Genomic DNA, 21655 nt, shown 5'->3' with positions numbered 1-21655 from the left:
TAGATGTTCTAACCAGCCTGCTTCAACGCCGCGGCATGCACCGGCGCGCCGTCATGCGCAGCCTCCGATCGCGCCAGCTGCGCGCGCGTGCGCCGCGTGATGTGAATCACCGCGAACACGACCGGCGCGATCAGCAAGCCTTCCGCCAGTTCCGGATCGACCGGCAGGTTCATCACGTGCAGCGCCTTGAACGCCGCCGTCGCGAGCGACAGCACGTAGTACGAAATGGCGGCCACCGACAGCCCTTCGACCGCGTGCTGCAAATGAAGCTGATTGCGCGCGGTGCGCTCCATGCCCGCCAGCAGGCGCGTCACGTCCTTTTCCTGGGCAAGGTTCACGCGCGTGCGCAGCAGGTCGACCGCCCGCGCGATCCGCGCGGCGATCTGCTCGTGGCGCGCCCAGACGCTGCGGCAGGTTTCCATCGCGGGCGCGAAGCGGCGCTCCATGAATTCGGCGATCGTCGGCATCCCTTCGATGCGCTCCTCGCGCAGCTCGTGGATGCGTGCCAGCACGAGCTTTTCGTACGCCCGCGAGGCGCTGAAACGCGCGCCCGATCCCGACAGCGATTCGACCCGCACCGCGAGATGCGTGAGCTTGACGAGCAGCGCCGTATCGTCGCCGTCCGCGCCGCTCGCGTCCATCCGCTGCATCAATGCGTGCAGCGCCGCGTGGATCTCGTCGAGCTCGCGGCTCATCCGGCGCGCGACGGGCAGCGCGAGCAGCGCCATCATCCGGTACGTTTCGATTTCATACAGGCGCTGCAGCAGCCGGCCGCCCTGCTCCTCGCGGAAATCCTCGTCGACCACGAGAAAGCGCATGAAGCCGTCGTCGCGCACGTGCCAGTCGCAGAACACCTTGCCGCCGCCGAGCACGTTGCTGCCGACGAGCGCGGGCCCGTCGATCCAGCGGCGCAGGTCGCCGCACACGAGCCGCGCGGCGTCGCCCGACAGCAGCTCCATGCGCACCGCGACGAAGCGGATGCCGGCCAGCCGCGCGAACCACGCGGCCGGAATGCCTTCGATCGCGAGATCGTCGAAATAGCCGGTGTCGCGACGTGGCGCGACGAACGTGAAGGTCGAGAATTCGGTGTGGCGTTCCCACTTCAGGTGCCAGCCGCTCGGCGACTGCACCGCGTAGTGCGTCGCGCCTTCGTGCGGCGCGGCGATGCCGGTGTCGCGGCACAGCGCGTGCAGCAGCGTTTCGTGGATGTCGGGCTGGCCGTCCGCGTAGATCGCGTAATGCGTGAGCGACACGGCTTCGGCGAGCCGCAGGAACGGCCGGGCATGCAATTCCGCGGCCAGTGCGGCGCGCAACGGATGGTCCATCATCGAGACACCACGCTTTCCTGTTCAGTGCTGCACGCCGGCTCGGCCGGCCCGAACGCCGCGCCACCCTCGGGTGAAACGTCAGCGTGATCGCACTATGGCAGACACACAGCAACAATAAAAACGCATAATGCTGATCGTTACGTTCAGTTTTCCTTATACCTATGAAGATGCTCGATCACGACGTGCTGGCCACCGTCGTCGCCGTCGCGGAAACCGGCAACATGACCCGCGCCGCCGAGGCCGTGAACCGCTCGCAGTCGGCCGTGAGCATGCAGATCAAGAGCCTGGAAGACGCGATCGGCCGGCCGCTGTTCGTGCGCAAGCCGCGCAGCATCGTGCTGACGCGCGAAGGCGAGGTGCTGCTGGGATTCGCCAGACGAATGCTGGCGCTGCGCGACGAGGCCTGGGCGGCCGTGGTGCGGCCGGAAGTGACCGGCAAGGTCGTGATCGGCGTGCCGGACGACTATGCGTCGTCGCTGCTGCCGTCGGTCCTGAAGAAATTCTCGGCGACCTACCCGAAGGTCGAGATCCAGGTGATGGGGCTGCCGAGCAGCGCACTCGCGCCGCTGATCAAGGACGGCACCGTCGATCTCGTGTGCGGCACGCGCATCAAGGGGCTGTCCGGCGACTTCATCCGCCACGAGCCGATGGCGTGGGCCGCGATGACGAACGGGCCGCGCGTGTGGGAAGAACGGCCGCTGCCGATCGCGGTGTTCATGCCGGGGAGCGTCGCGCGCGAGAACGCGATCCGCAGCCTGGAACGCGCGAAGGTGCCGTACCGCACGTCCTATGAAAGCCCGAGCCTGCTCGGGCTGCTCAGCATGGTCGAGGCCGGCCTGGCCGTCGCGCCGCTCGCGCGCTGCGCGATTCCCGCGCAGCTTTCGATGCTCGGCCGCTCGCACGGGCTGCCCGACCTGCCGCCGCTCGAGCTGATCCTCGCGCGCAGCACCAAGTCGAAGCGGCCGCCGTGCGACTTTCTCGCGGAACAGCTGATGGAAGACCTGCAGCGGCAGACCGGGCAGACCGGCGAAGCCTGATCAGCGCGTCGCGCCGAACCCGGCCGCGCCCAGCGCCGCGTTGACGTTCGCGGCGACCGTATCGACGAGCGCCTCGAGTGTGTCGCCGCGCACGTGCCGGTGTTCCGGCGCGACGTGCTCCTTGCGTTGCCAGCCCCACTGCGCGCCCGCCGCGACCGACAGCGTCGCGCCGAACGCGTTGCCGTGGCGAAGGCCGAAGGTGCTCACGCGCCGCCCGGCCACATAGTCCTGTTCGGGCAAATAAAGCCGGATCTCGACCGCGACCTGGTCGCGGTCGTTGACGCGCGCGGCCGGGCTGACCGTCGACGCGAACGTCTTGCCGATCCGCCAGCTCACGCAGGTTTCCCACGCCGCGAGCGGCCCGCCGGCCGCGTCGACCCGTTCGGTGTCGACCGACCACTGATGCCGGTCGGGCACGACGATCGCCTGGTGCAGCAGCACTTCGGCCACGCGTACCGTCGTCACGAGCTGACGCGCGAGCTGCTGGCCCGACGGCAACGACGCCGTCCGTACGCGGCGGCTCTCCGGCCGCGCGACAGGTACTGCTTCCATGAGGTGCATGACCCCTCCGTATTCAGGATCGGCGCCGCGCACGCGGTGTCGCGCGCGTGTCCGCCGTCGGTCGACGGACAGCACGGCGACCGGCAATCGGGCGGCGCATCGGACCAGCCATCCACGAGCGAGCAATAACCGTTCCCTGCTTCACCGCGCGTTCGGCCCGATGCGCAGGCGGCGCGCGACCGGCCCGATCACCGCATCGGCCTGCTGCGCGATCAGCATGTGCAGCGTGAAATCCAGGTCTTCCGGCGCGATGTCGAAGTGCACGTGAACCACGTCGCGCACGGCGCGCGCGCTGACGACGTACACGCCGAGCGGGGAATGCAGCAGCGCCGCGAGGCGGGCGTGCGCGTGCTCGCCGGAGTCGGCCGTCAGCGTGACGGGCAACTGCAGGCGCGGGCGCGGCGGCGGGAACGGAATGACGTTGTCGGGTGTGCCGGCGCGCAACGGGCGGCCGGCGACATGGAAGGCGGGAACGGGATGAATGAAGGTCATGGAGCGGACGGAAGCCGTCTCGGCTGTTCGACACATCCGCAGCTTAGAAGAGACGACATAAACGTCGTGCAAAAAAACGCTGCGGCAGTGCAAAAAACGGCATAGGGGACACAACACGCCACCGGCCGGCGGCTGACCGCACGATCGTCATGGGTGCGTGGTGGTCGCGCCCCACGGCGCGCGTCGACCTCGCCTGCGCCGCGTTCGCCCGCCGGTTCGTCCCGTTACGCGGCAAACGCCTCGAGCGACGCGCGCCGCCGCTCGTCGACCATCGATTCGATCAGCGACACCAGATCGTCGGTCAGCGGATCGCAGATGCCCGGCGAGCGATGCAGTTCGAGGTCGGCCGCCGGCAGCGACGGAAAGCCGTCCGCCTCGTCGAGCACGCGCCAGTTCCCGGGCAGCGTGCAGCGGTCGATCATCGTCACGGCCGCGCCGTGGTTCACCGCGATCTTGATGCCGGTCGGGCTCTGGCTCGTGTAGACGACGTGAAACGACCGGTCGGCCGTCGCGAGCGCCTGCAGCCCGCGCTGCCGGTAGCAGCACGTTTCCGGGAACAGCGCGAGCGGCACCGACGCATGGCGGTCGAGCGCGAAATCGCGGTGCGCGGCCCACACGACGTCGTGCCGGCCGAGCACCCGCCCGCCCGCGCCGGGCCCGTGCCGCACGACGAGCGCCACGTCGAGCTCGCCGGCCTGCAGCCGGTCGAGCAGTTCGAGCGACATCCGGCAATGCACGTGCAGGCGCGCGCCCGGCCGCATCGCATAGAACGACTTCAGCAGGTCGGGCAGCCACAGCTCCGCGTAGTCCTCGGGCAGCCCGAAGCGCACGACGCCGCGGTCGCTGCTCGCCTGCTTCAGCGCGAGGATCGCGTCGTTCTGCACCTGGATGATCCGGCGCGCATGGATCAGGAAATTCTCGCCGTCGCGCGACAGCTCGAGCCGCCGGCTGTTGCGCATGAACAGGTGCGTGTCGAGCCGCTCCTCGAGCGTGCGGATGCGCAGGCTGATCGTCGATTGCGTGCGATGCAGTTGCCGGGCCGCCGCGGTGAAGCCACCGCTTTCGACGACCGCGACGAATGCCCGGATCAGTTCCGGATCCAGCGAACTGAGCTTCGACCAATCGGGCTTTTGAATGGCAGCCATCGAAATTACTCGCTTTCGAAAAAAGAAGGGAAGACGAAAGATAGGGCTCGGAGTACGCCGATTGTTGTCCGGATGAGCTCGGCCCTCCAACCCCTGCCCGGGTATGACAAACCCGGAGCCGGTACGCGCATGCCCACCCGCCGATCCCGCCCCGCCGGTCGCTACGACCACGGCCGAGGCCCGCCCGGCGGGCATGCGCGGGCCGGCTTCAGGGCTTTCCCGGAGACGACGAAAACTCATGGCCCGATCAGAAAACATCGATTCACCGGCCGCCTCACGGCCCACCAAAATCGCCTCACCCCCACCTCATCGACGAGACACCGCAATGACCGCATCCCAACCCAGGCAGCTTTACATCGGCGAAGGCTTCGAAGGCCCCGGCGTCAACCTCGCGCACATCAACGTGCTGGTCGGCCCGCGCAATGGCCCGGCGGGCCAGGCGTTCGCCACCGCGCTCGCGACGCCGTCGGCCGGCCATGCGCCGTTCGTCGTGATCGCGCAGCCGGGCGTGCCGACCAAGCCGCTCACGCTGTACGTGAACAAGGCGCAGATCGCCAGCGATTTCCACGGCAACGCCACGTGGGGCGCGTCGCAGGCCGGCATCGCGAAGGCCGTGGCCGAAGCGCTCGAGAACGGCACGCTGCCGCCCGAAGCGGAGAACGACTGGGTCGTCGTGTCGGCGAACTGGGTGAACCCGCAGACCGACGATCTCGACGCCGTGTTCGAGAACAACTACCGCGCGTGCCGCAACGCGATCGTCGCGGCAATGGAAGGGCTGCCGCATCGCGACGCGGTGTTCGCCGCCGCCCGCGACGTGTCGAACCCGTTCTACACCCCGAAGAAAAACTGACGACGACAAGCGGCCGACGCGCGACGGACGGCCGCATCTGGAGGAAACATGGAATACGTCCGCCTCGGCCAGTCCGGCCTGAAGGTGTCCCGCCTGTGTCTCGGCACGATGAACATGGGCACCCCCGAATGGAAGCCCTGGATCTTCGACGAAGCGCAGAGCGAGCCGATCGTGCGCCGCGCGCTCGACGCCGGCGTCAACTTCATCGATCTCGCGGATTTCTATTCGACGGGCGTCGGCGAGGAAGTGGTCGGCCGCATCCTGAAGCGCAACGCGCGCCGCGAAGAGCTCGTCGTGACGACCAAGGTCGGCTACGACATGGGCAGCTATCCGAACGCGGGCGGCCATTCGCGCAAGCACGTGCTCGACGGCATCGACGGGTCGTTGAAGCGCCTCGGGATGGATTACGTCGACATCTTCATGCTGCACTTCTTCGACGTGAACACGCCCGTCGAGGAAACGATGAGCACGCTGCACGACATCGTGCGGGCGGGCAAGGCGCGCTATATCGGCGTGTCGACGATGTACACGTGGCAGTTCGCGAAGATCATGCAGGCCTGCGAACGAAACGGCTGGGACAAGCCGATCAACATGCAGCTGCAGCTGAACCTCGCGTATCGCGAGGAAGAGCGCGAGATGGTGCCGTACTGCATCGACCAGGGCGTCGGCGTATCGGTGTTCAGTCCGCTCGCGCGCGGCCTGCTCACCTGCGAGCCGCAATCGACGCGCAACCAGACCGACTTCTTCACCGCGCAGATGTACGGCGATGCGTCATCGCTCGCGATCGCGGCATCCGTCGCGAAGGTCGCGAAGCGCCGCGGCGTGCCGCCCGCGCAGATCGCGCAGGCATGGGTGCTGAGCCGCCCCGGTATCGCGAGCATGCTGGTCGGCGCGGATTCCGTCGCGCAGTTCGACAGCGCGCTCGGCGCACTCGAAACGCAGCTCACCGACGAAGAGCTGCACGAGCTGGAACGCAACTACACGCCGTGCGACCTGATCAACGACTACACGGCCGGCAAGCGCATCGCGCGCGAATCGCGTCCGGCGCAGGGCAGCTTCGCGACGGAATGAAGCACTGATGCACTGAAGCACGAAGCTCCGAGGCACTGAAGGAACGACACACGATGAACGAATTTCTGAGGACCGGCCATTTCATCGGCGGTGAATGGCACGAATCGCATGGCGCGAGCGACGCAACCTATCCGGTGCTGAACCCGGCGACCGGCGAGACGATCGCAAAGGTCGCGAAAGGCGGCGCCGACGACACGCAACGCGCGATCGATGCGGCGGCACACGCATTTCCCGCCTGGCGCGCGCTGACCGCAAAGGAACGCGGCGCCCGCGTGAAGCGCTGGGGCGAGCTGATGCTCGAAAACCGCGACGCGCTCGCCGAGCTGCTGACGCGCGAGCAAGGCAAGCCGCTCGCGGAAGCGCGTGGCGAAGTCGCGTATGCGGCGAGCTTTCTCGAATGGTTCGCGGAAGAAGCGAAGCGCATGTACGGCGACGTGATCCCGAGCCCGAAGCCGAATGCGCAGATCATCGTCACGCGCGAGCCGGTCGGTGTCGTCGCGGCGATCACGCCGTGGAATTTCCCGCTGGCGATGATCACGCGCAAGGCCGGCCCCGCGCTCGCGGCCGGCTGCACGATGGTGCTGAAGCCGTCCGAGGAGACGCCGCTATCGGCGTTCGCGCTCGCGGTGCTCGCCGAGCGCGCGGGCGTGCCGGCCGGCGTGTTCAACGTGGTGTCGGGCGACGCGGTCGCGATCGGCGAAACGCTGACGAGTTCGTCCGTCGTGCGCAAGCTGTCGTTCACGGGCTCGACGCGGGTCGGCAAGCTGCTCGCGAAGCAGTCGGCCGACACGCTGAAGAAGCTGTCGCTCGAACTCGGCGGCAACGCACCGTTCATCGTGTTCGACGATGCCGATCTCGATGCGGCGGTCGAAGGCGCGATCGCATCGAAGTTCCGCAACACGGGCCAGACCTGCGTGTGCGTGAACCGTTTCCTTGTGCAGGACGGCGTGTACGACGCATTCACGCGCAAGCTCGCGGAAGCCGTGCGCAAGCTGCGCGTCGGCAACGCGCTCACGGGTGAAGTCGACCAGGGGCCGCTGATCAACGAAGCGGCGCTCGGCAAGGTCGAGCGGCATGTGGCCGACGCCACCGCGAAGGGCGCGCACGCGCTCACCGGCGGCAAGCGTCACGCGCTCGGCGGCACGTTCTACGAGCCGACCGTGCTGACCGGCATGACGGCCGACATGCTGATCGCCGAAGAGGAAACCTTCGGCCCCGTCGCCGGCTGCTTCCGCTTCGCGACCGAGGAAGAGGCCGTGGCCGCGGCCAACGACACGCCGTTCGGGCTGTCCGCGTACTTCTACACGCGCGACCTCGGCCGTGCGTGGCGCGTGTCGGGTGCGCTGGAGAGCGGGATGGTCGGCGTCAACGACGGGATCATCTCGACCGAAGTCGCGCCGTTCGGCGGCGTCAAGCAATCGGGGCTCGGCCGCGAAGGTTCGAAGTACGGCCTCGACGAGTACGTGGAACTCAAGTACACGCTGATGGCCGGCCTCGGCCGCTGACCCCCGGCCGCTCCCCGCGGTCGACCCGCGCCGCGCGCCGTCCGGCCGCGCGGCGCCCTGCACGGCACACGCGGCGGCGCTCCGCCCGCGCGCGCCGCGGCGTGCCCGATAACAATCCAGGAGGCAGCTTGACTCAAGCCAACGTTCAATCCGGCACCGCACGCGCGTTGCCGCTGTCGCGTGGCGCCGATGCGCCGCACCGCCCCGTCGCGCTCGACGACGTGCCGCTCAACCGCTTCCACGTGAAGATCGCCGGCCTGACGTTCGGCGCGCATTTCACCGAGGGCTACACGCTCGGCACGATCGGCTATGCACTGGCCGCGCTCGGCAGGCAGATGCCGATCGATGCGTTCTGGATGGGGATGATCGGCAGCTCGGCGCTGATCGGCATCTTCTTCGGCAGCCTCGTGTTCGGCTGGCTGTCCGACCGGATGGGCCGGCAGAAGATCTTCCTGACGAGCTTCGTGATCATCACGGCGGCCGCGTTCGCACAATGCTTCGTCACGTCGCCGCTCGAACTGTGCGTGCTGCGCGTGCTGATCGGCTTCGGGATGGGCGGCGACTTCACGGTCGGCCACGCGATCCTCGCCGAATTCTCGCCGCGCAAGCATCGCGGTGCGCTGCTCGGTTCGTTCAGCGTGATCTGGACGATCGGCTATGTCGCCGCGAACGTGCTCGGCCTCGCGTACAGCGACGTCACGCCCGACGCGTGGCGCTGGCTGCTCGCGTCGGCGGCGTTGCCCGCGCTGATCGTGCTGGTGCTGCGGATCGGCACGCCCGAATCGCCGCGCTGGCTGCTCGGCAAGGGCCGGGAGAAGGAAGCACGTGCGATCGTCGCGAAGCATTTCGGGCCGCACGTGATGCTCGATGGTTCGACCGAGCCGCATGCGCACGGCGGCTTCGCGCGGCTGTTCCAGCGTGACCTGGTCCGCCGCACGATGTTCAACTGCGCGTTCTTCGTGTGCCTCGTGATTCCGTATTTCGCGATCTACACGTTCCTGCCGACGATCCTGAAGACGATCGGCCTCGCTGAAGGTTTCGGCGCCGACCTGCTGCTGAACGGCTTCCTGGTGCTGGGCGCGCTGATCGGCATCTGGCTGACGATCCGGCTGTCGCGGCGCGGCTTCCTGATCGGCTCGTTCGCGGTGACGTGCGCGTCGCTCGTCGCGCTGGCGGTGCTGCCGTCGTCGGCGGCCCTCGCGATGATCGTCGCGTTCGCGATCTTCACGCTGACGATGTCGGCGTTCAGCAACCTCGTCGGCGTGTTTCCGCCCGAGTGCTTCCCGACCGAAGTGCGCGCGAGCGGCGTGGGGCTCGCGATCGCGTGCAGCCGGCTCGGTTCGGCGATCGGCACGTTCCTGCTGCCGGTCGGCATCGCCACGCTCGGCTTTCACGCGACGATGTTCGCGTTGGCGGGCGTGCTGCTGGTGGGGATGATCGTGTCGATCGCGTGGGCGCCGGAGACGAAGCACCTGACGCTGGAGGAGGCGTCGGGGCATTGATGAGGGCGGCGGGCTGCGTGGCCGCCTGCTTCATCGCGCTCGATCGAGGCTTTCGTATCGACACGCCGCTGATACGCTGCGGCGATGCTGCGCTCGATTCGAACGAACCCGGCCGTGGCCGGGTTCGTTCATTTGAGACGCGATGCGATGCGCACGTTCGTTCAGAACAGGATCGATGCGTAGTCCCGCGCGCCGTGCAGGACGTGAAGAATGTCGATCCGCGCAGGCGAATCGCCGACGACCCGATAGAAGATCTGGTAGTTGCCGTACGCGCGGTGCCGCACGCCGTGACGCTCGTAGCGCGGCACCAGCGGAAACGCCAGCGGCATCGCGGCCAGGCTCAGGCATTTATCGCGAACCTCCCGCACGAACGTTACGGCGCGTTGCGGGTTGTCGCGTGCAATGTAATCGGCGATCGCTTCGAGTTCGGCAATCGCAAAGTCGGACAGGCGCACGGTCAGGCCTGCCGATCCGCCTGGGCCCGATACTTCGCCTCGAGACGATCGAAGACTTCCGCCGCATCGGCGCCGCGTCCGGTTTCCGCATCGGACAGGCTGCGCGCGATCACCGCGTCCAGCGCGTTCAGCTGTGCCTCGCGATCCTGGATGAGGCGTACACCTTCGCGAAGCACTTCGCTCTTGGATCCGTAGCGGCCTGATTCGACCAGCTTCGCGACGTAAGCCTCCAGTTGCTGCCCGAGTTCCGCACTGATCATGTCGACCTCCCGACCGGATTGAATTCGATCCATCGAGCGTATCGCGCCTATCAACTATTATCAAGAAGAGGGTCTCCCAAAGATCGGCGCGAATGCTTTCGACGTGCCGATCGGGACGGATGAACGGAACCGGACACGCTTCAGGCAGGCTGCTCTGGCGCCGGACCTTCATCCGGTTTTCGTGCGCACTCGTGTAGCCTTACCGGACCCTCACCGTGCGAGCAGCGATCATGATTGAAGACATCGTCACGCCACAACCTGGCCTGAAGGTCTACCCGCCAGACGCCGACGTCTTTGCCGAGCCCCATGCCGCACTCGCGCGCCACCTGCATCCGCTGGTGTCGATCGACCTGTCGACGGTCAATCCGTCGTGGGAGGGCTGGATCCACCTGCTCAGCCCCGTCGAGCCGTACGACGGGCTCGTCGGGCAGGATACGGCCGCATATCACAACGACTATCTGCGCGCGAACTGGATCGGGTTCCGGCTCGACGAGAACAACCGCTACACGCTGCTCGGCGACCCGCGCTACTTCTATCTGGAAAACCCGCCCGGCGCGCACGACGCGGGCTATCGCGCGGAACTGGAGGCGCACTACGCCGAGCAGCAGGCCAGCATCGAAACCGCGCGCAAGCGGTTCGCCGAATACGGCGTGCTCTACTCGTCCAACCAGTACGCGCCGGACGAGCGCGATTTCAGCCGGGAAAAGCCGTGCAACCTGATCGACCAGCTCGGCGGATCGGTCGGCTGGGGCAACTGGTCGGGCGCGTCGGATTTTCCGGTCGACGACCGCAATCCCGACGACATCCGGCCGATCGGCCCGGACGGTGCGCGCTTTCGCTTCGTCGCCCGCGTCACCGGCTGGGAATACCGCGCGATGGGCGCGGACTCGATTCTCCTGTTTTACGAGCCGGCCAGCCGCGTGGCGCTGCTGACGTTCGACTGGTCGTAGGGCGGGCGGGACGGGCGGTCGCGCCGCCTCGTGATTGGCCGTTTGGCGGACTCTGCCCGCCGGATTCGCGCCGATATGCTGGGTGCTTTCCATTCATTGCCGGAAGCCATGCCCGCTCAACCTGTCGATCTCGGTCATGTCCTGCCCTATGAAACGTCGTACTTCGACGATCGGCTCGAGGTCGATCGAAACGATCTCGATATTTCCGCGTTGCTCGGGGTGAGCGGCAACGTCCCCGACGAACTGCTCGTTGCGTTGTGCGGCGCGCCTGCCGGATCGGACATTCAAGCCTATCTCGACAGCACGGACAGGCTGACGTTCGCCGTCACGCATCCGACATTGATCCGATCGGAGAATCGCGTCTCCGTGCTTCAAACCCGGGACTCGTCCGTACTCGAATTGGGATCCATCGATCTTGTCGATAACGCTGTCGCCGGACTCGGTGCAGCGATGCTATGGCGAATCGTTAGAGCGTGCGATAGGTTGAAGATTGCCCGGATCAGCGCGTTCGGGATAGGCGGTCGCAAAGCCGCGCCGGAACCCGGCGGGCCGCGGCTCTCCGGATACTACGCATGGCCCAGGTTCGGTTTCGATGCGCCCATTCCGGATCGGCACGGTGACGAGGCTGCGCTGTTCCAGTATTTCCCCGGATATCCGGTCGGGCTGGCCGACCGGTCGCTTCGGTCGCTACGTGCACTCTACGCAACGCGATTCGGGCGGGACTTCTGGCGCGTCGCCGGGTCGCATCGCTGGATGACATTCGAGGTTGCCCCGCATGCCCATTCAGTGCTGACGCTGCAGCAATACCTGATCGAAAAAGGAATTTACGAATGACCCTAAAGCACCATCCGATCACGGGCTTCCGTTCCGCGAAGCAAATAGCCAGGCGCAGCCGCACGACGAACGAGAATCGCCCCATTCGTCTTTCGGAAATCCGGCTGCTCATCGGCGAACTCGTCGCGAACGCACGCCATCAGGGTCAAGCGCCGGCGGCGCTGACATCTGCCGCCGAATACCCCGCGCAACCGGCCGGCAAGCCGGTATCACCGCCACAAAGAAAAGTCTTCGACGTCGGACCGATCGATCACTCGAAGAGCACGTTGCAGATCATCTCGATGGCCGATGCCGAAGCCCGCTGTCGCCGGGAAACACTCATGCACTTCGGACAGGATCCCGACCTGTAACCCGCGGCAATGGAGCGCAACCGCACGGCTCGCTTCAACGACGATCTAGCCAGTCTTCAGCTCGTAACGATCTTTGACAGACATCCAGGCAGGAAACACGACACGACCGGCGCGGACTGATCCGATTGTTTCCACGGAAAGATCAGCCGCGTCTCAGCAACGAGGCCGCCCTACCCCCTTCTCCCCGCCTGCTCCCGCAACCACGCAGCAAACGCGACCACCGGCTCGACCGCCACACTCTCCGGCTCGACATCAAGCCAATACCCGAACGGCCCGATCGGCTGCACCGGCGACAGCCGCACGAGGCTGCCCTCGCCGATCTCCTCCTCGATCATGTTGAGGTCGACCACCGCGAGCCCCGCGCCCTTGCGCGCCGCGCGGATCGCCTGTTCGAGCGTCGAAAACTCGATGCCGTCGCCGATCCGCGCCGGCGGCACGCCCGCCTGCTCGCACCAGTCGGCCCACAGCGTCAGGCGCTTGCCTTCGTGCAGCACATGCAGCGACGGCAACCGGCCGAGCAGCACGTCGAGCGCATCGCCGCGATAGCGCGGCGCGCCGACGAGCGCATGCCGCTCCATCATCAGCAGCTCCGACTGCATCCCGGCGCGCGCCGCGCGCCCGAAGCGGATGTGGCAATGGCAATCGTCATCCGGCTCCGTGCGGATCGACAGCTCGACGTCGGGCAGCGCCTCCGCGAGCGTACCGAGCCGCGGCGAAAACCACTGCGTCGCGAACGTCGGCGGCAGCGACACCGTCAGCCGCCGTTTCGCCCCCGGCCGCGTGGCGGCGATTTCGCCGACGCCCCGTTCGATCGTGTCGAACGCCTGCCCGATGAACGGCAGCAAGCGCTCGCCGGCATCGGTCAGGCGCACGCCCTTGTGATCGCGCTCGAACAGCCGCGTGCCGAGCGCTTCCTCGAGCAGCCGGATCTGCCGGCTCACCGCCCCTTGCGTCACGCACAGCGAAACCGCCGCGCGGTTGAAGCTCAGGTGACGCGCGGTCTCCTCGAAAAATCGCAATGCGATCAACGATGGCAGGCGTCGCATGATGTGTGTCCCCTTCGTTCGTATCGTTCGTGTCGTTGCCGGCCGGCAGCGCCGGCCCTCCTGCGGGCAGCCTTGTCGCGACAAGGCACGCCAGCCGCAATCCCAAAAACCCCGCGGCCGCCGTCGCCGCCATTCAGCGTCGCCGCGCCCGCGCCACCCGCCTACAATAAGCATCCCGCACCCCACACGACACCGCCCCGTGAGACGCAAGATGCCGGCGCTGAATGCGCTGAAAGCCTTCGAGATGGCCGGCCGCACCGGCAGCTTCACGCGCGCGGCCGAACTGCTCAACGTGACGCAGAGCGCGGTGAGCCGCCAGGTTCGCCAGCTCGAGGGCCAGCTCGGCGAAACCTTGCTCGAGCGCCGCCATCACCAGCTCGAACTGACCGCGGCCGGCCGCGTGCTGCTGCGCGCGCTGCAGCAGTCGTTCGACAAGATCGAGTTGACCGTGCGCAGCCTGCAGGAGAAAACCCACCTGAACCGCCTGCGCGCGAACGTACCGCCCACCTTCGCCGCGCGCTGGCTGATGCCGCGCCTCGGCCGGCTGCGCGACGCGCATCCCGAATTCGAGCTGAGCCTCACGACCCGCATCCACGACAGCCTCGGCGAATCGCGCGTGCTCGACTGCGCGATCCGGTTCGGCGACGGCGAATGGGACGGCTTCGACAACGCGCTGCTGATGCAGGAGCAGCATATCGCCGTCTGCGCGCCCGCGCTGTATGCGCGGCTGCGGCAGGACGGCGCGCCGATCGACCTGAACCGCTTCACGCTGCTGCACGTGCTCGCCACCGACGACCAGCGCTACCTGACCTGGCAGCACTGGCTGAAAGCAGCCGGCATCGCCGACGTCGACACGCGCGGCGGCTACGAGTTCGACCTGCTCGACCATGCGATCCGCGCGGCGATCGACGGTCTCGGCATCACGATCGCCGACCGCCACATGGTCGCGCGCGAACTCGCGACCGGGCAACTGATGCAGGTGCTCAACGTGCACGTCGACGGCCACCAGTCGTACTGGTTCGTCACGCGGCCCGAGCAGACGAACCTGCCGCACATCGTCCAGTTCCGCGACTGGCTGCAGCAGGAAGTGTGGCTCGCGAAGCGCCATCTCGAACCGTCGTCGCCGCTGCCGCAAGTGCCGCTGGCCTAGCACGCGTCCCTCCCCGACCACCCTCCACCAACCGCCGCGGGCGACACCTTACCGGCTTCCACGCCCGTCCGCACTCGGACCAGTCGGAAAATACGACAGCCCTCCGCCCGCTCCCCCACGGGCCCACGCCACGGCAGCCTTGCCGGACGGGCGACTCCAGCCGATTCGCCGAGTAACGTGCGTTTTTCTCATGTTCGACGCGAAAATAAGTCGTTTGTCGTGCGCTAAACGCATGAACAGAATGGCCGCTATCCCGTGCCACGCGTGTCGCCACTCGAAGCGATCCGCCTGCATTCATCGGAGGAGTCACTTCATGCGCACCGAACGCAACTACGTGAACGGCCGTTTCGTCGCCCCGGAAAGCGACACGTTCATCGTCGTCCACAATCCCGCCACCGAAGCGCCGTTCGCGCGCGTGCCGGCCGCGACACCGGCCGACGCGCTCGCCGCCGTCGACGCCGCGGCCGCCGCGCAGAAGGCGTGGCGCACGCTGCCGAGCGCCGAACGCGCCACGTACCTGCACCGCTTCGCCGACGCATTGACCGCACGCGCACCCGAGATCGGCGCGGCGCTCGCGCAGGAATCCGGCAAGAGCGTCGAGGACGCGTCGAACGAAGCCGTCTACGCGGGCCAGATCACGCGCTACCACGCCGAGTGGGCGCGCCGGATCGAGGGCGAGATCATCCCGAGCGACACGCCCGACGAGAACCTGTTCCTGCAGCGCGAGCCGATCGGCGTGGTCGCCTGCCTGATCCCGTTCAACTACCCGGTCTACACGCTGCTGCGCAAGGTCGCGCCCGCGCTGATTGCCGGCAACACCGTGGTCGTGCGGCCGAGCAACCACACGCCGGTGTCCGCGTTCGAGATCGCGAAAGCCGCCGACGATGCGGGCTTCCCGCCGGGCGTCGTCAACATCCTGACGATGGATCACGCGACGGCCGAAGCGCTGTGCACGCATCCGGCCGTCGGCATGATCACGCTGACGGGCAGCGTGAACGCCGGCCGCAAGGTGCTCGACTACTGCAAGGCGAACATCGCGAAGCCGTCGCTCGAACTCGGCGGCAAGACGCCCGCGATCATCGAGCCCGACGCCGACCTCGAACGCGCGGCCGCCGCGCTCGTCGCGTCGAAGACGACGCACTGCGGCCAGCTCTGCACGGCGATCGAACGCGTGTACGTGCACGACAGCGTGCACGACCGCTTCGTCGCGCTGCTGAAGGAGAAGATGGCGGTCGTGCGCATCGGCGACCGTGCGGAAGACCCCACGCGGATGGGTCCGCTCGTCAGCGCATCGGCGCGCGCGCACATCCACGGGATGGTCGAACGCGCGATCGCAGCCGGCGCGACGCTCGAAACCGGCGGTGCGATTCCGGCCGGCCCCGGCTTCTTCTACCCGGCCACGCTGCTCACCGGCGTGCGGCAGGACATGGAGATCGTGCAGGAGGAAACCTTCGGCCCGATCATGCCCGTGCTGCGCTACACGACGATCGACGAAGCGATCGGGTTCGCGAACGACCACCAGTTCGGCCTGTCGTCGGTGCTCTACACCGAGCGCTACCGCACCGCGATGACCGTCGCGAACGCGATCGAAGCCGGCGAGCTGTACGTGAACCGCACGCCGGCCGATCCGTACCAGGGCTTCCACGCCGGCTGGAAGCGCTCTGGCCTCGGCGGCGACGACGGCAAGCACGGGATGCTCGAATTCACGCAGACGCGCCTCGTCGTCATGAAGTACTGACGCCGTCACGCCGACGCACCGTTTCCGGCGCGCGCACTCAAACACCACGCCGCGCGCCGCCCCTGACCCAACCAGAACATAAAAAATCTGCAGGCCTCCGCCTCAAGGATGCCTGATGGAGGAAGACATCATGCCGACCCAACCGTCGACACCCGCCGCATCGCTCGCGTTGCAGGACAAAGCGCTCGACGCCCACGCGTCGCAGCATTCCCGCGCGCAACGCTACCTGCAACTGCTGCTGCTCGTGATCGCCGCGGGCGCGATCTACCCGATGCTGTATCTGCGGCAGGTGTACCAGCCGACGATGCTGCAGTTCTTCCGTATCGACGACGTGCAGCTCGGCTACCTGTATTCGTCGCTCGGCACGATCTTCCTGATCAGCTATTTGCCGAGCGGCTGGCTGGCCGACCGCCTGTCGCCGCGCTGGCTGATCTGCTTCTCGCTGCTCGCCACCGGCGCGCTCGGGCTCGTCTACGCGACCGGGCCGTCGTTCGACCTGCTGGTGCTGATCTTCGGCGGCTGGGGGCTGACCACCGGCCTCACGTTCTGGGCCGCCGTGATCAAGCGCGTGAACATGATCGCGGGCCCCGACGAACAGGGCCGCTTCTTCGGCCTGCTCGACGGCGGCCGCGGCCTCGTCGAGGCACTGCTCGCGACGATCGCGATCACGCTGTTCGCATACGTCACGCAGGCACGCGGCGGCACTGACGCAGCCGGCTTCAAGCTCGTCGTCCACCTGTACGCGTTCTTCTGCATCGCGCTCGGCGTGTTGCTCGCGCTGGTGAAGGATCCGTCGAGCACGGGCGACCGTGCAGCGGCCACGAAGCGCGCCCGGGGCAACGTGCTGACCGACCTGAAGACGCTCGCGGCGATCCCCGAGCTGTGGCTCGTCGCCGCGATCGTGTTCTGCGGCTACCAGGTGTTCTGGGCGACCTACAGCTTCTCCGCGTACCTGCACGAAGGCAACTTCGGGCTCAGCGCGACGGCGGCCGGCTTCATCACGACGCTCAAGCTGTGGATGCGCCCCGTCGGCGGCATCGGCGGCGGCTTCCTCGGCGACCGCGTATCGAAGGTGTCCGTGCTGTTCTGGGCGCTGGTGCTCGCCGCGCTGTCGCTGGTCGGGCTGATCGCCGCACCGGCACACAGCCCGCAGGCGATGCTCGTCGTGCTCGTGCTGTTCATCGGCATCCTCACCTACGCGATCCGCGGCCTGTACTGGTCGCTGCTCGACGACTGCAAGGTGCCGACGCATTGCGCGGGCCTCGCGATCGGCCTGATCTCGGTGCTCGGCTATTCGCCCGACGTGTTCGTGCCGCTGATCAACGGCTACGTGACGCAGACCTACCCGGGCGCGCACGGCTACCAGCTCTATTTCGGCTATATCGCGGCCATCGCGCTCTGCGGCGCGGGCGCCGCCGCATTCCTCAAGTACCGCCTCAATCGCACCCAGGAGTCCGCATGAAGATCGTTTCGCTCGAAACCCATATCGTCGCCGTGCCGCCGCCGCATGTCGGCGGGATGTACTGGATCTTCGTGAAGCTGAAGACGGACGACGGCATCGAAGGCGTCGGCGAGATCTACTCGGCGACGTTCGGCCCGAAGGCAATGGCGCCGATCATCGACGACGTGTTCGAACGCCATCTGCTGAACCGCGATCCGCACCACGTCGAGCGGCTGTTCCGCCAGGCGTATTCGAGCGGCTTCACGCAGCGGCCCGATCTCACGATGATGGGCGTCGTCAGCGGCCTCGAGATGGCGTGCTGGGACATCATCGGCAAGGCTGCGGCCAAGCCCGTGTACGAACTGCTCGGCGGCCGGATCCACGAGCGGCTGCGCTCGTACACGTACCTGTACCCGAAGAACGCGAAGGGCGAATACGACTACGACGATCCCGACCTCGCCGCCGAATGCGCGGCGGAGAACGTGAAGCTCGGCTTCACGGCCGTCAAGTTCGACCCCGCCGGCCCGTACACCGCTTACTCGGGCCATCAGCTGTCGCTCGAAGTGCTCGATCGCTGCGAACTGTTCTGCCGCCGCGTGCGCGAAGCCGTCGGCAACAAGGCCGACCTGCTGTTCGGCACGCACGGGCAGATGGTGCCGTCGTCGGCGATCCGGCTCGCGAAGCGGCTCGAGAAATACGACCCGCTGTGGTTCGAGGAGCCGGTTCCCCCCGGCCAGGAAGAAGCGATCGCGCAAGTCGCGCAGCACACGTCGATTCCGATCGCGACCGGCGAGCGCCTGACGACCAAGTACGAATTCCACAAGCTGCTGCAAGCCGGTGGCGCATCGATCCTGCAACTGAACGTCGCGCGCGTGGGCGGCCTGCTCGAAGCGAAGAAGATCGCGACGCTCGCCGAAGTGCACTACGCGCAGATCGCGCCGCACCTGTACAACGGCCCGGTAGGCGCGGCCGCGAGCATCCAGCTCGCGACCTGCACGCCGAACTTCCTGATCCAGGAAAGCATCATGACGTGGGGCGGCTTCCACGCGGAAGTCGTGAAGACGCCGATCCGCTGGGAAGACGGCTACATCATCCCGTCGAACGAACCGGGCCTCGGTATCGAGCTCGACATGGACGTCGTGAAGCGCCACACGCCGTACACCGGCGAACGGCTTCACCTGCAGATGGGCGAACACCCCGTCGACGTGAAGGATCTCGCCCCCGCGAAGGGCTGAGCGCAAAGGACAGACATGAGCTACGACTACATCATCGTCGGCGCGGGCTCGGCCGGCTGCATCCTCGCGAACCGCCTGAGCGAATCGGGCCGGCACTCGGTGCTGCTGCTGGAAGCCGGCGAGCGCGACGCGTCGTTCTGGTTCAAGGTGCCGGTCGGCTTCACGAAGACCTACTACAACCGCCGCTACAACTGGATGTACTACAGCGAGCCCGAGGCGCAGCTCGCCGACCGCAAGCTGTACTGCCCGCGCGGCAAGGTGGTCGGCGGATCGGGCTCGATCAACGCGATGGTCTACGTGCGCGGCCAGCGCAGCGACTACGACGACTGGGCAAACGCCGGCAACCCGGGCTGGGCGTACGACGACGTGCTGCCGTACTTCCGCAAGCTCGAAACCCACGCGGCCGGCGCGACCGATCCGCAGCATCATGGCTCGACCGGGCCGATCCACATCACGTCGATGAAGGCCGACGTGCATCCGATCGTCCACGAATTCCTGAAGGGCTGCGGGCAACTGAACCTGCCGCGCACCGACGATTTCAACGGCGCGCGGTTCGAAGGCGCGGGCATCTACGACCTGAACACGAAGCACGGCGAGCGCTGCTCCAGCAGCTTCGCGTACCTGCGCCCCGCGCTGGGCCGCGCGAACCTCACGCTGCGCTCGGGCGTGCTCGTGCGGCGCGTGACGTTCGACGGCACGCGTGCGACCGGCGTGGTCATCGCGGGCGAACACGGCGACGAGACGCTCGTCGCCGCGCGCGAGGTGATCCTCGCGGCCGGCGCGGTCGATACGCCGAAGCTGCTGCAACTGTCGGGCGTCGGCGATCCGTCGCTGCTCGCGCGCCGGCGCGTGCCGCTCGTGCATGCGCTGCCGGCGGTCGGCCGCAACCTGCAGGACCACCTGTGCGTGAGCTTCTACTTCAAGGCGAACCGGCCGACGCTGAACGACGAGATGGGCACGCTCATCGGCAAGATGAAGATCGGCTTGCGCTACCTGCTGACGAAGCGCGGCCCGCTCGCGATGAGCGTGAACCAGGCGGGCGGCTTCTTCCGCGGCACGGACGATACGCCGGAGCCGAACCTCCAGCTCTACTTCAACCCGTTGTCGTACCGGATCCCGAAGAGCGATCGCGCGAGCATCAAGCCCGAGCCTTATTCGGGTTTCCTGATCGCGTTCAACCCGTGCCGGCCGACGAGCCGCGGCACGATCGAGATCGCGTCGAACCGCGCGGAAGATGCCGCGAAGATCCACATCAACGCGCTCACCACGCAGAAGGATCTCGACGAAGCCGTGCAGGGCAGCAAGGTGATCCGTGCGCTGATGCGCGCGCCGGCGCTGAAGTCGATGACCGTCGAGGAGATCTCGCCGGGGCCGCAGGTGGATTCCGACGAAGCGATGCTGCAGTACTTCCGCGAGCAGTCGGGCTCGATCTATCACCTGTGCGGCTCGTGCGCGATGGGGCCGGACGCGGCGACGTCGGTGGTCGATGCGTCGTTGCGCGTGCACGGGCTGCAGGCGCTGCGGATCGTCGATGCGTCGGTGTTTCCGAACATCACGTCGGGCAACATCAACGCGCCGACGATGATGGTCGCGGAGAAAGGCGCGGACCTGATCCTGGCGGATGCGCTGCGCGGCGACAGGACGGGCACGCAGGCCGGCGAACGGGAAACCGTCGCACACTGAAATGGTGGCCGCCGTGTTTTCCCGGGTGCCGCGCATGCGGCACGCCGTTTGCTCGCGGGCAAACCGGAAGGAGAACGCCACGACCACTCATCTCGGGCAACCCGGCCGGCCGCGCGGCCTCGTCGGATGGATCGTCGGCCGCATCATGCGCCGCCACAACCGGCCGGACAACGTGTGGACGCTGTCGCTGCTCGCGATCGGCGACGGCGAGCGGGCACTCGAAGTCGGGTTCGGCCCCGGCGATGCGATCAGGCTCGCCGCTGAAGCCGCCCCATCCTGCCGCATCGCCGGGGTCGATCATTCCGCGACCATGCTGGCCGCCGCCAGGCAGCTGAATCGCGCGTTCATCGAGCAAGGCCGCGTACGGCTCTCGCTCGGCTCCGTCGACGCGCTTCCGTTCGCGGACGACGCGTTCGACAAGGTCTTCTCGATCAACTGCATCTACTTCTGGCGCGACCCGGCGCTCGGCCTGGGTGAATTGCGCCGCGTCGTCAGAAACGGGGGCATCGCCGCGCTCACCGTACGCGACATCGAGCGTGCGCCGTACGATGCGTACCGGCCCGACACACTGGCTCGCCTCATGACCGAAGCCGGCTTCGCGTCGGTTGTCATCCATCGCAACGGGATACCGTCGCATCCGCTCGCTTGCGTGCTCGGCACGAAGTAGCGGCCGCACGTCGAAACCGGCGACGCTCGCCGCACGCCGGCGAAGCGCATGCGCGTCCGGCCCGATCACCACCGGCGCAGCGTGCAGCCGCCCTGCAACCGTCTGCGGACAGGAAGCGTCGCGGTCGTTGAACGGCGCGTCGACCCATCCTTCCCTCGCCTGGCCCGTCGCTTCCCGCCCGTCGTCGATTGTTGCCGGTCGAACAACATGATGTGTGCGCTCCCGGTGCTTCCGCCTTTCATCCCCCTGACTACAATCCTTCTCACGCCCGGTTGAAAGGCGAGCGAAGCGAAACGCGCGAAATTCGTGGTCGTGCTCGTGAAACGCACCCTGCAGTGCGACTAACCCCACTTGA

General features: G+C 67.3%; 21 protein-coding genes. 14 read left to right on the top strand and 7 right to left on the bottom strand.

What is annotated here, in order from left to right:
* Nucleotides 1-8: 8 nt before the first annotated feature.
* Complete coding sequence (locus CFB39_RS19145) at nt 9-1328, bottom strand: DUF3422 family protein (RefSeq protein WP_089457473.1); 1320 nt, start codon at nt 1326-1328, stop codon at nt 9-11.
* 161 nt (nt 1329-1489) lie between these two features.
* Between CFB39_RS19145 and CFB39_RS19140 the strand changes: the two genes are divergently transcribed.
* Nucleotides 1490-2365, top strand: a complete 876-nt coding sequence (locus tag CFB39_RS19140; protein WP_089428468.1) for a LysR family transcriptional regulator — start codon at nt 1490-1492, stop codon at nt 2363-2365.
* Here the strand turns inward: CFB39_RS19140 and CFB39_RS19135 are convergent, their stop codons facing one another.
* The 3 genes from CFB39_RS19135 to CFB39_RS19125 form a co-directional block, all read right to left on the bottom strand.
* Entirely contained in the window at nt 2366-2926 is a 561-nt protein-coding gene (locus CFB39_RS19135; protein WP_089474015.1) for a hypothetical protein, read from the bottom strand.
* A 141-nt stretch (nt 2927-3067) separates the two neighbouring features.
* A complete protein-coding gene (locus CFB39_RS19130; RefSeq protein ID WP_089474014.1) occupies nt 3068-3418 on the bottom strand; it encodes a hypothetical protein in 351 nt (116 codons plus the stop codon).
* A 224-nt stretch (nt 3419-3642) separates the two neighbouring features.
* Nucleotides 3643-4563 carry a LysR family transcriptional regulator gene (locus tag CFB39_RS19125; protein ID WP_089474013.1) on the bottom strand — a complete coding sequence of 307 codons (921 nt, stop codon included), beginning with the start codon at nt 4561-4563 and terminating at the stop codon, nt 3643-3645.
* A 325-nt stretch (nt 4564-4888) separates the two neighbouring features.
* Here CFB39_RS19125 and fae point away from each other — a divergent pair, with 325 nt between their 5' ends.
* The 4 genes from fae to CFB39_RS19105 all read left to right on the top strand — a co-directional run bounded on the left by fae (nt 4889) and on the right by CFB39_RS19105 (nt 9491).
* Nucleotides 4889-5413: a formaldehyde-activating enzyme gene (fae, locus tag CFB39_RS19120; protein ID WP_011356415.1), complete on the top strand. Its 525-nt coding sequence runs from the start codon at nt 4889-4891 to the stop codon at nt 5411-5413.
* A 48-nt stretch (nt 5414-5461) separates the two neighbouring features.
* Nucleotides 5462-6484: an aldo/keto reductase gene (locus CFB39_RS19115; protein ID WP_089474012.1), complete on the top strand. Its 1023-nt coding sequence runs from the start codon at nt 5462-5464 to the stop codon at nt 6482-6484.
* A gap of 53 nt (nt 6485-6537) precedes the next feature.
* Complete coding sequence (locus CFB39_RS19110) at nt 6538-7989, top strand: NAD-dependent succinate-semialdehyde dehydrogenase (protein ID WP_089474011.1); 1452 nt, start codon at nt 6538-6540, stop codon at nt 7987-7989.
* A gap of 167 nt (nt 7990-8156) precedes the next feature.
* Nucleotides 8157-9491, top strand: coding sequence for an MFS transporter (locus CFB39_RS19105; protein ID WP_256991475.1), 1335 nt, complete (start codon nt 8157-8159; stop codon nt 9489-9491).
* Nucleotides 9492-9652: 161 nt separating this feature from the next.
* On the opposite strand, the gene CFB39_RS19100 is transcribed toward CFB39_RS19105, so the two are convergent.
* Together CFB39_RS19100 and CFB39_RS19095 are read right to left on the bottom strand one after the other, a co-directional pair.
* The gene (locus CFB39_RS19100; protein ID WP_373452739.1) at nt 9653-9946 is read right to left on the bottom strand and encodes a type II toxin-antitoxin system RelE/ParE family toxin; all 294 of its coding nucleotides are present in this window, start codon (nt 9944-9946) and stop codon (nt 9653-9655) included.
* A 2-nt stretch (nt 9947-9948) separates the two neighbouring features.
* Nucleotides 9949-10206, bottom strand: coding sequence for a type II toxin-antitoxin system ParD family antitoxin (locus tag CFB39_RS19095; protein ID WP_089474009.1), 258 nt, complete (start codon nt 10204-10206; stop codon nt 9949-9951).
* Between the two features lie 230 nt (nt 10207-10436).
* Between CFB39_RS19095 and CFB39_RS19090 the strand changes: the two genes are divergently transcribed.
* The 3 genes from CFB39_RS19090 to CFB39_RS19080 all read left to right on the top strand — a co-directional run bounded on the left by CFB39_RS19090 (nt 10437) and on the right by CFB39_RS19080 (nt 12340).
* Nucleotides 10437-11156, top strand: coding sequence for a hypothetical protein (locus CFB39_RS19090; protein WP_089474008.1), 720 nt, complete (start codon nt 10437-10439; stop codon nt 11154-11156).
* A 75-nt stretch (nt 11157-11231) separates the two neighbouring features.
* A complete protein-coding gene (locus CFB39_RS19085; protein ID WP_179250208.1) occupies nt 11232-11990 on the top strand; it encodes a hypothetical protein in 759 nt (252 codons plus the stop codon).
* Nucleotides 11987-12340, top strand: a complete 354-nt coding sequence (locus CFB39_RS19080; protein ID WP_089443491.1) for a hypothetical protein — start codon at nt 11987-11989, stop codon at nt 12338-12340. The genes CFB39_RS19085 and CFB39_RS19080 overlap by 4 nt, the downstream gene beginning before the upstream one ends.
* A 170-nt stretch (nt 12341-12510) precedes the next feature.
* On the opposite strand, the gene CFB39_RS19075 is transcribed toward CFB39_RS19080, so the two are convergent.
* Nucleotides 12511-13386 (bottom strand): LysR substrate-binding domain-containing protein, encoded by an 876-nt coding sequence (locus CFB39_RS19075; protein ID WP_089474007.1) that lies wholly within the window; start codon nt 13384-13386, stop codon nt 12511-12513.
* Nucleotides 13387-13597: 211 nt separating this feature from the next.
* On the opposite strand from CFB39_RS19075, the gene CFB39_RS19070 reads away from it, so the two are divergent.
* The 6 genes from CFB39_RS19070 to CFB39_RS19045 all read left to right on the top strand — a co-directional run bounded on the left by CFB39_RS19070 (nt 13598) and on the right by CFB39_RS19045 (nt 21300).
* On the top strand, nt 13598-14536 hold the full coding sequence (locus CFB39_RS19070) for a LysR substrate-binding domain-containing protein (protein WP_011356424.1): 939 nt from the start codon (nt 13598-13600) through the stop codon (nt 14534-14536).
* 313 nt (nt 14537-14849) lie between these two features.
* The gene (aldA, locus tag CFB39_RS19065) at nt 14850-16274 is read left to right on the top strand and encodes an aldehyde dehydrogenase (RefSeq protein WP_089474006.1); all 1425 of its coding nucleotides are present in this window, start codon (nt 14850-14852) and stop codon (nt 16272-16274) included.
* Nucleotides 16275-16404: 130 nt separating this feature from the next.
* Nucleotides 16405-17736, top strand: coding sequence for a nitrate/nitrite transporter (locus CFB39_RS19060; protein WP_179257707.1), 1332 nt, complete (start codon nt 16405-16407; stop codon nt 17734-17736).
* Nucleotides 17733-18950, top strand: coding sequence for a mandelate racemase/muconate lactonizing enzyme family protein (locus tag CFB39_RS19055; RefSeq protein ID WP_089474004.1), 1218 nt, complete (start codon nt 17733-17735; stop codon nt 18948-18950). The genes CFB39_RS19060 and CFB39_RS19055 overlap by 4 nt, the downstream gene beginning before the upstream one ends.
* A 15-nt stretch (nt 18951-18965) precedes the next feature.
* On the top strand, nt 18966-20633 hold the full coding sequence (locus CFB39_RS19050; protein ID WP_089474003.1) for a GMC family oxidoreductase: 1668 nt from the start codon (nt 18966-18968) through the stop codon (nt 20631-20633).
* Between the two features lie 34 nt (nt 20634-20667).
* Nucleotides 20668-21300, top strand: coding sequence for a class I SAM-dependent methyltransferase (locus CFB39_RS19045; RefSeq protein WP_179257706.1), 633 nt, complete (start codon nt 20668-20670; stop codon nt 21298-21300).
* The last annotated feature ends 355 nt before the right edge of the window (nt 21301-21655 follow it).

This window comes from Burkholderia sp. AU6039 (assembly GCF_002223365.1).
Taxonomy (GTDB): domain Bacteria; phylum Pseudomonadota; class Gammaproteobacteria; order Burkholderiales; family Burkholderiaceae; genus Burkholderia.
This window is presented reverse-complemented; position numbering and strand designations above follow the sequence as displayed.

What these genes read in the sequence shown, in the direction of transcription:
- CFB39_RS19115 (WP_089474012.1), top strand. Translation starts at nt 5,462, where the DNA reads ATGGAATACGTCCGCCTCGGCCAGTCCGGCCTGAAGGTGTCCCGCCTG.
- CFB39_RS19135 (WP_089474015.1), bottom strand. Translation starts at nt 2,926, where the DNA reads ATGCACCTCATGGAAGCAGTACCTGTCGCGCGGCCGGAGAGCCGCCGC.
- CFB39_RS19050 (WP_089474003.1), top strand. Translation starts at nt 18,966, where the DNA reads ATGAGCTACGACTACATCATCGTCGGCGCGGGCTCGGCCGGCTGCATC.
- CFB39_RS19125 (WP_089474013.1), bottom strand. Translation starts at nt 4,563, where the DNA reads ATGGCTGCCATTCAAAAGCCCGATTGGTCGAAGCTCAGTTCGCTGGAT.
- CFB39_RS19080 (WP_089443491.1), top strand. Translation starts at nt 11,987, where the DNA reads ATGACCCTAAAGCACCATCCGATCACGGGCTTCCGTTCCGCGAAGCAA.
- CFB39_RS19095 (WP_089474009.1), bottom strand. Translation starts at nt 10,206, where the DNA reads ATGATCAGTGCGGAACTCGGGCAGCAACTGGAGGCTTACGTCGCGAAG.
- CFB39_RS19110 (WP_089474011.1), top strand. Translation starts at nt 6,538, where the DNA reads ATGAACGAATTTCTGAGGACCGGCCATTTCATCGGCGGTGAATGGCAC.
- CFB39_RS19055 (WP_089474004.1), top strand. Translation starts at nt 17,733, where the DNA reads ATGAAGATCGTTTCGCTCGAAACCCATATCGTCGCCGTGCCGCCGCCG.
- CFB39_RS19090 (WP_089474008.1), top strand. Translation starts at nt 10,437, where the DNA reads ATGATTGAAGACATCGTCACGCCACAACCTGGCCTGAAGGTCTACCCG.
- CFB39_RS19070 (WP_011356424.1), top strand. Translation starts at nt 13,598, where the DNA reads ATGCCGGCGCTGAATGCGCTGAAAGCCTTCGAGATGGCCGGCCGCACC.
- CFB39_RS19045 (WP_179257706.1), top strand. Translation starts at nt 20,668, where the DNA reads ATGCGGCACGCCGTTTGCTCGCGGGCAAACCGGAAGGAGAACGCCACG.
- CFB39_RS19140 (WP_089428468.1), top strand. Translation starts at nt 1,490, where the DNA reads ATGAAGATGCTCGATCACGACGTGCTGGCCACCGTCGTCGCCGTCGCG.
- CFB39_RS19060 (WP_179257707.1), top strand. Translation starts at nt 16,405, where the DNA reads ATGCCGACCCAACCGTCGACACCCGCCGCATCGCTCGCGTTGCAGGAC.
- fae (WP_011356415.1), top strand. Translation starts at nt 4,889, where the DNA reads ATGACCGCATCCCAACCCAGGCAGCTTTACATCGGCGAAGGCTTCGAA.
- aldA (WP_089474006.1), top strand. Translation starts at nt 14,850, where the DNA reads ATGCGCACCGAACGCAACTACGTGAACGGCCGTTTCGTCGCCCCGGAA.
- CFB39_RS19145 (WP_089457473.1), bottom strand. Translation starts at nt 1,328, where the DNA reads ATGATGGACCATCCGTTGCGCGCCGCACTGGCCGCGGAATTGCATGCC.
- CFB39_RS19130 (WP_089474014.1), bottom strand. Translation starts at nt 3,418, where the DNA reads ATGACCTTCATTCATCCCGTTCCCGCCTTCCATGTCGCCGGCCGCCCG.
- CFB39_RS19085 (WP_179250208.1), top strand. Translation starts at nt 11,232, where the DNA reads ATGCTGGGTGCTTTCCATTCATTGCCGGAAGCCATGCCCGCTCAACCT.
- CFB39_RS19075 (WP_089474007.1), bottom strand. Translation starts at nt 13,386, where the DNA reads ATGCGACGCCTGCCATCGTTGATCGCATTGCGATTTTTCGAGGAGACC.